The sequence below is a fragment of the Labrenzia sp. VG12 genome (genome assembly GCF_002237595.1).
In the GTDB taxonomy this organism is placed as follows: domain Bacteria; phylum Pseudomonadota; class Alphaproteobacteria; order Rhizobiales; family Stappiaceae; genus Roseibium.
Genome location: NZ_CP022529.1, coordinates 2,834,533 through 2,846,416 on the forward strand (window position 1 = coordinate 2,834,533; position 11,884 = coordinate 2,846,416).

11 protein-coding genes are annotated in these 11,884 nt (G+C 59.7%); 5 read left to right on the forward strand and 6 right to left on the reverse strand.

The features are described from left to right. Positions 1 to 37: 37 nt before the first annotated feature. Positions 38 to 214 (reverse strand): peptidoglycan-binding domain-containing protein, encoded by a 177-nt coding sequence (locus tag CHH27_RS13315; protein WP_094072021.1) that lies wholly within the window; start codon positions 212 to 214, stop codon positions 38 to 40. Further along, positions 208 to 1,104, reverse strand: a complete 897-nt coding sequence (locus tag CHH27_RS13320) for an SH3 domain-containing protein (protein WP_157738923.1) — start codon at positions 1,102 to 1,104, stop codon at positions 208 to 210. Before CHH27_RS13320 ends, CHH27_RS13315 begins: the two co-directional genes overlap by 7 nt. A gap of 449 nt (positions 1,105 to 1,553) precedes the next feature. Between CHH27_RS13320 and CHH27_RS13325 the strand changes: the two genes are divergently transcribed. The 3 genes from CHH27_RS13325 (at position 1,554) to CHH27_RS13335 (ending at position 3,132) form a co-directional block, all read left to right on the forward strand. Further along, positions 1,554 to 1,829 carry a hypothetical protein gene (locus tag CHH27_RS13325; protein ID WP_094072023.1) on the forward strand — a complete coding sequence of 92 codons (276 nt, stop codon included), beginning with the start codon at positions 1,554 to 1,556 and terminating at the stop codon, positions 1,827 to 1,829. Positions 1,830 to 1,913: 84 nt separating this feature from the next. Then, positions 1,914 to 2,342 (forward strand): hypothetical protein, encoded by a 429-nt coding sequence (locus tag CHH27_RS13330; RefSeq protein WP_094072024.1) that lies wholly within the window; start codon positions 1,914 to 1,916, stop codon positions 2,340 to 2,342. A gap of 58 nt (positions 2,343 to 2,400) precedes the next feature. Beyond that, positions 2,401 to 3,132 (forward strand): 4'-phosphopantetheinyl transferase superfamily protein, encoded by a 732-nt coding sequence (locus CHH27_RS13335; protein WP_094072025.1) that lies wholly within the window; start codon positions 2,401 to 2,403, stop codon positions 3,130 to 3,132. Positions 3,133 to 3,218: 86 nt separating this feature from the next. Here CHH27_RS13335 and CHH27_RS13340 read toward each other — a convergent pair whose 3' ends face one another. Next, a complete protein-coding gene (locus CHH27_RS13340) occupies positions 3,219 to 6,011 on the reverse strand; it encodes a bifunctional aconitate hydratase 2/2-methylisocitrate dehydratase (RefSeq protein ID WP_094072026.1) in 2,793 nt (930 codons plus the stop codon). Between the two features lie 285 nt (positions 6,012 to 6,296). On the opposite strand from CHH27_RS13340, the gene CHH27_RS13345 reads away from it, so the two are divergent. Together CHH27_RS13345 and dld are read left to right on the forward strand one after the other, a co-directional pair. Beyond that, positions 6,297 to 6,953, forward strand: coding sequence for a hypothetical protein (locus CHH27_RS13345; protein WP_208988866.1), 657 nt, complete (start codon positions 6,297 to 6,299; stop codon positions 6,951 to 6,953). 314 nt (positions 6,954 to 7,267) lie between these two features. Further along, positions 7,268 to 8,974, forward strand: a complete 1,707-nt coding sequence (dld, locus tag CHH27_RS13350) for a D-lactate dehydrogenase (RefSeq protein ID WP_094072027.1) — start codon at positions 7,268 to 7,270, stop codon at positions 8,972 to 8,974. 53 nt (positions 8,975 to 9,027) lie between these two features. Here the strand turns inward: dld and CHH27_RS13355 are convergent, their stop codons facing one another. The 3 genes from CHH27_RS13355 to CHH27_RS13365 form a co-directional block, all read right to left on the reverse strand. Continuing rightward, on the reverse strand, positions 9,028 to 9,678 hold the full coding sequence (locus tag CHH27_RS13355; RefSeq protein ID WP_094074728.1) for a peroxiredoxin: 651 nt from the start codon (positions 9,676 to 9,678) through the stop codon (positions 9,028 to 9,030). A 299-nt stretch (positions 9,679 to 9,977) separates the two neighbouring features. Further along, the gene (locus tag CHH27_RS13360) at positions 9,978 to 11,618 is read right to left on the reverse strand and encodes a cyclic peptide export ABC transporter (protein WP_094072028.1); all 1,641 of its coding nucleotides are present in this window, start codon (positions 11,616 to 11,618) and stop codon (positions 9,978 to 9,980) included. A gap of 46 nt (positions 11,619 to 11,664) precedes the next feature. Continuing rightward, positions 11,665 to 11,874 (reverse strand): MbtH family protein, encoded by a 210-nt coding sequence (locus CHH27_RS13365; protein WP_094072029.1) that lies wholly within the window; start codon positions 11,872 to 11,874, stop codon positions 11,665 to 11,667. Between the last annotated feature and the right edge of the window lie 10 nt (positions 11,875 to 11,884).

Sequence of the window (11,884 nt, forward strand, 5' to 3'; positions counted from 1 at the left end):
GCCGGTGCACAACAGGCAGACAGCCGCCGATTGCGATCTACTGCGAGGCCTTCCGGACCAGAAGGTCCCGCAAGGCCGGCGTGGCTTCGCCTGTCGGAATTTCTCCCTCGACACTCTGAAATGCGATGATTGCGGATCGGAGCTGGTCGTCGACGGTGCCGTTCATGGAACCGGCCTCGTATCCCAACTGGTTCAAAAGGCCCTTTATCAACATGATTTCGCCTGTATCCAATGCTTCGGATGGCACGGGGGCGGCGCGGAAGCGGCGGGGAGCGCGGCCTGCGGCGTCGGGGCAATGACGGGGGTCGGTTGCGGTGGCGCAACGGGTTCCTGAGGTGCGGAAACCTCAGGTTCGAACGTCATGTGATGCTCTTCCAGGTCGACCCACAACTCCGTGATCGCAAGATCCTTGTACTTGCGGCCGGGATAGACGTCCGTGATTTCAAGCCTGAGAAATTGTGCAGATACCGGTTCAGGCAGGCGAATGATCTGGGGGGCAGGCGTGTCGGCAAGCCGGACCGAGCCGACGGGCACGTCGTCGGCGTGGATCGTGACCCTGGCCGGTCTTGCATTGTCCAGGAAGGTCTTGTTGTTTTTTGCATAACCTGAAATGATTTCAATAGTTTGCACGACCATTGCATCTTCGAAGAGATACTCGATCCATTCACCGGTTCCCTCATGTGGACGACCTTCAACCCAGGCTGAGTGTGTGTCGCCGTCAAACGCGCTTCCGGCGCCATAGTAGTTGCGTCCCTGTCTTGGCAGAACGGACGATACACAGCCTTCAATGCGACCGAACTGGCCCTGCTCCACAATGACAAAACACAGGTCCTCCGGATCACTGGACCCGGCCACATAGACAATGTTGCTGTCTGCCCCGGTGTCGGTCGAGGAAGGCAACCCCGGCTTGATGTACTTGCCGTAGGCCCAGCCGCTCGTCCCGTCCTCCAGTGCAACCAGAGCCCAGTTCCCCTGACGTTTCAGAACGGTAACGATGGTTCCAGGTCCCATTTCGAGCATCATCGGATGACCGGTTCCCGGTCCCCGCCGCATGGCCAGGAAGTTATCTCCGTTGGGGTTGAGACCGCCGACATAGTCAGCCATGCCCGCGTCACTCAGGAGCAGGCCTGCGGCACACAGGCTTGCGCCAAAGGCTCTGCGGAGCCATTGCCGTTTGGCTGGAAAGGTGCAGGGTATTGAATGTTCACAAACCATCTGCGTCTCCTGGGGTCGCACGTGACTATGGGTGAGACTGCAAGCGGTGGCTCCCGTCCAGGAACCACACAGGGCGACACGGAAGAAGTCTACGCCTATCCTTCCAACTAATAGTTACCTGGCACAGCTTTGAAAATTGTTAGTTCGCGCAATGGCATAGGTCACGAATGAGCAGCCGGCTCGTGATCCGCGGAAATCTGCTGCTCAAATTGCAGCTTCCCCCAACAAGGATGGTGTCGCCCCCCTGCCTTCGCCGCACCTGAAGGAACCGTTCGGCAAGGCCACCCGGCACCGCGTGGGGGCGCACCAGTCAACTCTTTTTGGTGTCAGGCCTGCGAATGTGCTATGCGCCCGCAAACAACAACTTCGGGAATGGACCAGTGAGCGAACTGACCGTAGCGGACGCAACGAGCCGCATCTATCAATCTCTTCAGGCGGACAATGAGGACATTGACCTGCATATCGCAGCGCTCAAGGCGGCGTTGCAGGAAGAGGGCCTGAAGGAAGCGGTACTGGATGCTTCGAAGCTCGTCCAGAACAACCGGTCCGGCCGCAAGTTGCTCCAGGCCTATTTTCGCCAGCGCGGCGTCAAGGTCACCTTCAAGGCTTCCTGACAGGGTGATGTCACATAGCGGCTTGTCGATCCTGACCGTGTGTCAGCTGCCGGTGCCCGGTAAGACACCCCGGGCGGGTGCGACATGAGGCAGACCGGGTCTATCCATCGGGACTGGCTGGAGATCGCCGACTTTTACGGAGAACTTGCGGCGGGCAAGCCTTCAGACTGCAGGCATTTCGGAGCCCTGGACGGTTTGTGCCGCGCCGTTGCGACGAGCCACCTTGGCGGCCAGCTTTACGCCCATACATCTGTCACCAGTCTCTGGATCAGCCAGACGGCCACGCAAACCGACTGGCACAGCTCTTCATTCGAGTTTCTGACGATTACCCCAACGGACGCCGGGCTCCTGTTTGAACTCAGGCAATCCGCATCCGCGCGGGGCAAGTGGCAACGGTGCGTTGACGCCGGCAACCTGGTTTCCAGCTTCAACAAGTTTCTCGAGCAACTCGGCTGGAACCACCACCCGATCGAGGAAATACCGGAAAACGAAGCTCCTCAGAGGTCTCGCTGACATTGGCCGTCGCAGTTTCAACTGGCCTCCGCGCCAATCCAGGTGCAAGTCTTGTTTCATGAGAGAACATTCTGACTGTCCGCCGGATCCACGGGTCGTCGGTCTTGACGCGTTGCCGGAGCTGCCCACCCTGATCGAACGTGGCCAGCCTGTCGCAATTGTTGCCTCAGGCACGGAACGCGGCGCCTCCGCCCTGCTGGAGGCCGGCCTTGTCACTGTCTCTGAACGTGAGCGGGCGGACCGGTTCCGGTTGGAGCAGAACCGCCGGGAGCATCTTCTCGGCCGCTCCATCCTGCGCCGCGTGCTAGGCGATGTGCTGAAACTGCCCCCCGGCGCCGTGCCGATCGAAACGAATGCACAAGGCAAGCCCTACATTGATGGCCAGGCGTGCCAATTCAACCTGACCCATTCCAACGGCTGGGTTGCGGCCGCCTTTTGCAGGGGGCGGCGGATCGGTGTCGACATCGAGGCAACAGGCCGCATCGATGCGAGCGAGGCGGCAAACCTGTCACGGCTGACCCTGTCGCAAGCCGAGCAGCGCCTGCTTCTGTCCGCGCCCGCCGATGCGCGGGTCGACCTGTTCCTGCGCCTGTGGCGCATGAAAGAGGCAGTGCTCAAGGCAGAGGGCTGTGGCCTGATCGACGATCTTCCAAGCCTCGATCTGGCCCACCTGATGCGCCGACCGCAAGGCGAGGTCCGGTTCGGCGGCGCAAGCTGGTCTGTCGGCGAAGCATCCCCCGAGAACTTGCCACCTTTGGCGATTGCAATCGAGACGTTTCAAGACACCTGAAACAAATCTGCCGCGCCAACCATCTCCGAAAAACGCGGAGACGGTCGGCACGGCAGCTGATTTCCAGCCCTTTTGGCCAGTGATCCTTAGAAGTGGACCGACTGGGTATCGAGCGGCTTCTGCAGCGGCGGCGCGAACTTGGTCAGGTCGATGCCTTCAACCGCGGTCTTGTATTCCTCGACCGTCGGTGTTCTGCCGAGGATTGCGGAGAGAACCACGACCGGGGTCGAGGCCAGCAGGGACTCGCCCTTCTTGTCGTCGCTGTCCTCAACCACGCGGCCCTTGAACAGGCGGGTCGACGTTGCCAGCACCGTGTCGCCCTTGGCCGCCTTTTCCTGGTTGCCCATGCAAAGGTTACAGCCGGGCCGCTCGAGATAGAGAATGTTCTTGTATTCGGTGCGGGCCGTGCTCTTGGGTGCACTGTCGTCGAACTCGAAACCGGAGTATTTCTGCAGGACCGACCAGTCGCCCTCTTCCTTCAACTCGTCGATGATGTTGTAGGTCGGAGCAGCGACAACGAGCGGTGCCTTGAATTCGACATTGCCGTTTTCTTTTTCAAGATTGCGCAGCATCTGCGCCACGATCTTCACATCGCCCTTGTGCACCATGCAGGAGCCGACAAAGCCCAGATCGACCTTCTTTTCCGCGTTGTAGTAGGAAATCGGCCGGATCGTGTCATGGGTATAGCGCTTGGAGACGTCGGCATTGTTGACGTCCGGGTCGGCGATCATCGGCTCGTTGATCTCGTCGAGATCGACAACGACCTCCGCGAAGTATTTCGCGTTGGCATCCGGGGTAAGTGCCGGCTTTTCGCCCGACTTGATTTCAGCAATGCGCTTGTCGGCAATGTCGACCAGGCCCTGGAGCATCTTGTTGTCGTTGTCCATGCCCTTGTCGATCATCACCTGGATGCGATGCTTCGCGATCTCCAGCGATTCAATCAGCGTTTCATCATTGGAAATGCAGATGGAGGCCTTGGCCTTCATCTCGGCGGTCCAGTCGGTGAAGGTGAAGGCCTGGTCGGCCAGCAGGGTGCCGATATGCACCTCGATGATGCGGCCCTGGAAGACATTGTCGCCGTGCTGTTTCAGCATCTGCGCCTGGGTGGCGTGAACCACATCGCGGAAATCCATGTGGTCGGCCATGGAGCCCTTGAAGGTCACCTTGACCGATTCCGGGATCGGCATGCTGGCTTCGCCGGTGGCAAGCGCCAAGGCAACAGTGCCGGAGTCCGCGCCAAAGGCAACGCCCTTGGACATGCGCGTGTGGCTGTCACCACCGATGATGATCGCCCAGTCATCCACGGTGATGTCGTTCAGCACCTTGTGGATCACGTCCGTCATGGAGTGATAGACGCCCTTCGGGTCGCGTGCCGTAATCAGGCCGAACTTGTGCATGAAGGCCATCAGCTTGGGCGTGTTGGCCTGCGCCTTCAGGTCCCAGACCGATGCTGTGTGACAGCCGGACTGGTAAGCGCCGTCCACGGTCGGCGACAGCACGGTCGCGGCCATGGCTTCGAGTTCCTGCGAGGTCATCAGGCCGGTCGTGTCCTGCGAGCCGACGATGTTGACCTTGACACGCACATCGGAGCCCGCATGCAGGGTCTTGCCCGGAGTGGAGCCAACGGCATTCTTGTTGAAAATCTTTTCAACCGCGGTCAGGCCCTGGCCTTCGTGCGAGATTTCCTTCGACGGGGCAAAGGCGGATTTCAGTTCAACACCGAGAATGTCGCAGGCAACGCTCTGCAGCTTCTTGCCGAAGACGATGGCATAGGAGCCGCCGGCCTTGATGAACTCGAGTTTCTGCGGCGTGAAGGACGAGGACACATCGACCAGTTCCTCGTCGCCTTCCCCGTTGTAGAGCTTTTTCTTCTGGGTGTTGATGGTCAGCACCGTGCCGGTTTCAACGGAGTATTTCTGCTCCAGAACCGGATTGCCATCATTGTTCAGGATCGGGTTGCCGTCTTCATCCAGCTTCTTGACCCAGTTTTTCAGGTCGATGCCGACGCCGCCGGTCACGCCGACGGTGGTCAGGAAGATCGGGGAGATGCCGTTGGTGCCGGCAACGATCGGTGCGTAGTTGACGAAGGGAACATAGGGGCTCGCCTGCTTGCCGGTCCAAAGCGCAACGTTGTTGACGCCAGACATGCGCGAGGAGCCGACACCCATGGTGCCCTTCTCGGCAATCAGCATCACCTGCTTGTCCGGATGCTGCAGTTTCAGAGCCTGGATTTCCTGCTGCGCGCGCTCGGAGATCATGCACTTGCCATGCAGTTCACGGTCGGCGCGGGAATGGGCCTGGTTGCCGGGCGACAGAAGGTCGGTGGAGATATCGCCCTCAGCGGCGATATAGGTCACAACCTTGATCTCTTCGTCGATCTCCGGAAGCTTGGTGAAGAATTCGGCCTTGGAATAGCTCTGCAGGATGTCTGTGGCAATGGCGTTGCCGGCGGCATGCGCCTCTTTCAGACGGTCGGTATCGGCTTCGTAGAGGAAGACCTGGGTCTTCAGGACGTCCGCCGCACTCCTGGCGATCTGCTCGTCATTGCCGAGGGCCAGATCGAGCAGGACCTCGATCGAAGGACCGCCCTTCATGTGGGACAGCAGTTCGAAAGCGAAGGCCGGGAGAATTTCCGGGACGTCAGCCTCACCAAGGATGATCTCTTTCAGGAACCGGGCCTTCGCGCCGGCCGCGCTGGTTGTGCCCGGAAGCGTGTTGTAGATGAAGAACTTCAGGGACGCTTCCCGGTGCTCATTGGCCGGGTCCTTGATCTGCGCGACGATTTCGTCGACAAGCGCACCATCGTCAATCGGCTTGGGATTCAGACCCTGCGTTTTGCGTGTCTCGATCTCTTTCAGATAATCGGCATAAAGGCTCATGATACCCCCGGCGCTTTGGAGTTGATGATCGCTATGACGCCGGGTCGCGTTCTGTTCTGGCGTGCCGGGTCAAGCTTGCTGGGTGCCCTAATAGTTCAGTATACACTGGTATGCAATCTTTTTCCGAACTGACGATCACCACTCCTGGTGATTGTTGCAAGCCGATTGATGCCGGCCGGCACACTGCACGTGATCGTTCCGCAGGGCGCAGCACTGCTGTTGTGTTCTGTTCAAGGATAATCTAGATCCAAGGCAATCTGAAGACGCGGTCCATTGAGGTAGTTCTTGATCGATTTCCTGGATGCTGCCGAGGCATTGGCGCATGAGCTCGACCTGCTGGAAGAGGTCAGCCAAAATCCGGCCAAGCGCCATCTCTGGTTCTGGGAAAGCCCGACATGCCTGGTGTCGCCGAAGAACCTGAGCAACAAACCTCTTTTCGAGAAAGCTTCACAAGTCCTTGAAGCCGAAGGCTGGCCCGTGCACCTGCGCAGCACCGGTGGAGATGTGACTCCTCAGGGCACCGGTATCCTGAACGTCACCCATGTTTACGCGACAGAACCCGGCATCCAGGTCGATATCCGTCGGGAATATGACCGGCTCTGCACAGCGATCGAACAGGCGCTTGGGCTGGGCGCCAGCCGGGGCTGGCAACCGGGCGCCTTCTGCGACGGAGAGTTCAACGTCCAGCTCAACGGCCGCAAATTCGCAGGTACGGCCATGCGCATCCGGCGCGGCAAGGCCGACCGTAGCCGTAGCGCCGTGCTGGCCCATGCCATCATGCTGATCGAACCGGTGTCTATCGACGCAATTGACGCCATCAACCGGTTCCTCGGCCAACTTGGAGAGGCCCGGCGGATCGACCCGGCCGCACATGCCAGCCTGCCGGAAGGCGACAGCAAGGAAGCTTTTGTCAAAAGACTGACCGACGCTTTTGACCTTTAATCCGCCTCTTGGGACCAGACAGCAGGCATCGCTTAGCTCTCTGTCGGCACCTGTCTGAGCACTTTGCCGCTTGTTGACAGACTGGCTCCGGCACGACCGCGGGCCGGATTGCAGTCACTCCTCCATTTGAAACTTTGCCACGGTCTGCCGACATCCGCTGGCTGACCGCCCTATCCGTCCGTCTTGGCAGAAGGTCGGATTGCCAGCTTGCGTGCCGGAATGTAAATTGGTAAAAAATTTATACCAAAGCAACCCGACACGCTTGACCCCTACCGTTTGCCGAGATGCAACGGATCAGAAGCCGGAGGCACAGCATGCAAGCCCAGGCCAATACACAGACTGACGATCAGCTCGTTGCAACACTCAAGGGAATTGTCGGCAACCGGCACGTGATCACCAATCCGAGGTCGATGGAGCGGTTCTGCAAGGGTTTCCGCTCCGGCGAAGGCAAGGCGCTCGCCGTCGTGCAGCCCGGCACTCTGCTGGAGCAGTGGAACGTTCTGAAGGCCTGTGTCGCCGCGGACAAGATCGTGATCATGCAGGCCGCCAACACGGGCTTGACCGAAGGGTCGACACCCAACGGCCAGTATGACCGGGACGCGATTGTCCTGAGCACCAAACGCATGGACAAGATCCAGCTGCTGAACGAAGGCCGGCAGATCGTCTCCTTTCCCGGCGCCACCCTGTTCAGCCTGGAAAAACTGATGGCACCGCTGGACCGGGAACCACATTCGGTCATCGGCTCCTCCTGCATCGGCGCTTCGATCATCGGCGGCGTCTGCAACAATTCCGGCGGCTCCCTAGTCGAGCGCGGTCCGTCATACACAGAACTCTCGCTTTTTGCGCAGGTCCGCGAAGACGGTACACTTGAACTCGTCAATCACCTGGGCATTGCGCTGGGGGACGACCCGGAGACCATCCTGACGCGGCTCGAGACCGGCGACTACACCGACCAGGATATTGAAGAAACCAATCTCAAGGCCTCGGACACCGACTATCACCAGCGGGTCCGGGACATCGACTCGCCGAGCCCCGCACGGTTCAACGCGGACAAGCGGCGGCTGCACGAAGCCTCCGGCTGCGCCGGAAAGCTGGCGGTATTCGCAGCCCGGCTCGACACCTACCCCAAGCCGGAAACCGAAAAGGTCTTCTATATCGGCACCAACGACACCCAGGTGCTGACAAGGCTGCGCCGCCACGTTCTTGCGGAGTTCGAGCACCTGCCGGTCTCGGGCGAATACATGCATGCCGAGATCTACGACATTTCCAAAAAATACGGCAAGGACACGCTCGTCCTGATCGACAAGATGGGGACGGACAAGCTGCCGGCCATCTTTGCCATGAAAGGCTGGGTGGATGCGCGGCTTTCGAAGATCCCGTTCCTGCCCTGCAGCCTGACCGATCGCTTCATGCAGATCCTGAGCTGGATGTGGCCGAATGTATTGCCGAAACGCATGGAAGAGTACCGGGCAAACTACGAGCACCACCTGATCCTGAAGATGCGGGACGGCGGTGTTGCCGAGGCGGAAGCGTTCCTGGCGGACTTCTTTTCAGGCGAGGACGGTGCCTGGTTCACCTGTACACCCCGGGAAGGCAAGATTGCCGGATTGCATCGCTTCGCCGCTGCCGGAGCGGCCGTGCGTTACCAGGCCGTTCATGCCGGTGACGTCGAGGACATCCTGGCGCTCGACATTGCGCTGCGCCGGGACGACCGGGACTGGTTCGAGACGCTGCCGGCGGAGATCGAGGACAGCCTGCTGCACAAGCTCTATTACGGCCACTTCTTCTGCCACGTGCTGCATCAGGACTATATCGTGAAGAAAGGTCGGGACCCGAAGGCGCTCAAGCAGAAGATGCTGGCGCTGCTGGATCAACGCGGTGCGGAATATCCGGCCGAACACAATGTCGGCCATCTCTACGCGGCCAAGCCGGATCTCGCCGACTTCTACCAGAAATGTGATCCCACCAACACGCTCAACCCGGGCATCGGCAAGATGTCACGCCGGAAGTGTTATCACTGACCGGCCGGGGCGCTGTCACGGCACCGGAAATGCCGTGACAGGCTCTTTGACGCTTAGGCCGGGACCTTGGTCTTGCGCAGGTAAGGCAGGACGGCGTCGAACTCGCCGAATTTTGCCTTGGCATCTTCGTCGCTGACAGCCGGCGGGATGATGACATCCTCACCCACCTGCCAGTTGGCCGGCGTGGCCACGCCCTTTGCGGAGGTCTGCAGGGCGTCCAGCGCGCGCAGCACTTCGGCAAAGTTCCGGCCGACGGTCATCGGATAGGTCATGGACAGTTTCAGCTGCTTGTCCGGACCGATGATGAAGACGGAGCGAACGGTAGCGCTGTCGGCCGGCGTGCGTCCGTCCGGCAGATAGGCTTCGGCAGGCAGCATGTCGAATGCCTTGGAGACCGCCAGGCCTTCGTCGGCAATGATCGGGAAACCGGCGGCAGCCCCACCGACCTTTTCAATATCACCTTTCCATTTCCGATGGTCTTCCGCGCTGTCGACAGAAACGCCGATCACCTTGGTGCCGCGCTTCTCCCACTCGGCAGCCAGCTGTGCAACGGCGCCGAATTCGGTGGTGCAAACCGGTGTGAAATCCTTCGGATGGCTGAACAGGATCGCCCAGCTGTCACCGATCCAGTCGTGAAACGTGATCTGCCCCTGATCGGTCTCTGCGGTGAAGTTCGGGACGGTGTCGTTGATACGAAGTGACATGCGTTCTGTCCTTTTCAGACGTTGATGGTTGCTCGCAGGCAAGCGGAAGAGCCTGCGACCAGGCACGAACCTGCCGGCGCTTGCTCGGGCGGTTGACCTGCTGCAGCGCCGCCCGGCAGGCCCTGCCTGCCCGTTGTAGAGGCAGCAGCGCTCCGGTCCGAGCAGATATTTCGTCGCGGCCGTTCGTGCGGCCCGATAGATGACCATCAATTGCTGATAGTCAAATTGAAATTTTGCAACACTCGGCGATGACGGCCGGCCCACGCGCCATTAGGGTGGGGCAGAGATCGCGGGAAGACTCAGGCATTGGCCTCGGCAGGGCGCGCCACTTTGCTGATCCTGCCTTCTTCCATCCAGACAACCTTGTCGGCCACATCGAAATAGCGATCATCGTGAGTGATCGCGATGACCGTACGGCCGTCCTTTTTCAGCTTCGTGAGAAACTCCGTGTAGTACCAGCGGCGATATTCCGGATCCTGGTCGGCAGCCCATTCGTCGAACACATAGACATCCCGGTCCTCCAGCAGGGCAACCACCATCGCAAGGCGCTTACGTTGGCCCGTGGACAGGTTGGTCGTGCTGAAGCGGTTGTTGCGATAGTGGACCTTTTCATCCAGCTTCATGTCTTCCAGCAGATCGTAGAGTTTCTGCTCATCGGACAGGTCGACGCCGTAGAGCCTGTCAAACAGGTGAAAATCGGAAAAGATGACGGCAAACAGGCTGCGATACAGGTCGATATTGGCAGCCTTCACGGTTTTTCCGTCCCAGGAGATATGCCCGCCATTGGCGTCGTAGAGCCCGGTCAGGATCTTGGCCAGGGTCGACTTGCCGCTGCCATTGCCGCCGACAATGAACACCATTTCCCCCGCTTCGATTTCCAGATCGCAGGGACCGATGGAGAACGGCCTATCTCCGTTTTCGCTGTGATAGGTATAGGCGATCTTCTTGAGCGCCAGCGACTTTGTCAGCCTGGCTTGCTTGACCGGTCGCCCCTCCTCCGCGCGTTCCGCATGACCTGCCAGCAACGTCTCCAGGTCTTCAATGTTGGACACTGCAAGATTGGCGCGGGAGACGACGGGCAGCATGCGAATGATCGACGTGATTGCACCGCTGGCAAAGACGATGACGGTGACGATCTTGCCCGGAACGGAGAGGTCGGACACGTAGAAGGGAATGGCAAAGACCAGCGTGCCCATCAACGTGTAGAAAAAGACATCGCTGACCGACTGTCCGTAAATGAAGGAGCGGCCGGACTCCACCCGCAGCTCTTCCACCTTCTCGGAGCGCGGCACCACGTAGTTGTGAAACAGGTCGTCGCTGCGCTGCCCGTTCAGCTTCACCTCCTTGAAGCCGCCCAGGATGTTCTCGAAACTGTTCTGGAATGCCTGCTCGCTCAGACTGGCCTGGCGCATCAGCTCCTCGGCGTCCTGGTAGCTCTTGCGGTAGAAGAAGACAGCGCCCGCCAGGAAGGCCAGAGTGACGGCAAAGGCCAGTGGCGACAGATAACAGATGTAAAGCGCCGACATCACCAGCTGCATGACGAAGTAGATCAGTCCGACCAGCGCCGGCGCCGTCTCCTCGATGGTCTGGTGATCGCGTCCCACAACCGACCGGATGCGGTTGACGCCGATCTCTTCCACGGCCGCCAGGTTGAGACTGCGGACCTGATCGGTGACCTTGATGCGCAGCCGGCTCAGATAATCGGCAATGATCGCCGTGGCCATGTTGAGCGCCCGGTTCATCGTGAACAGGACAGTGGCACAGCCGATGCCGAACAGGCCAAGATATTGCCACTGGACGCCGCCCGCACTTTGATAGTTGGTCACCGCGTTGATCACCGCGATCACGAGGCCCATCACAAGACCCGGGATCAGCGAAAGCAACAGGAAGGTGCGTTTGCTGTCGCCTGCTTCGCGATACAAAAGACGAAAGAACTTCATCGGAAATCAGGCACTCCAGGTGGTTCGCCGCAGCGTGTCTTTCAGGTCAGTTGCCCGCCGCGTCCCGGAGGCTCTTCGGTCGGATATCTGGCCAGTTGGCATTGACATAGTCGAGACAGTCCTGCCGCTTGCCGGGACCGAAGACGGACCGCCAGCCTTCCGGTATCGCAACAAAATCAGGCCACAGGGAATGCTGTTCCTCGTCATTGACCAGCACGTGAAATGTGCCGTCGGGATCGTCGAACGGATTGGTCATCGCATGGTCT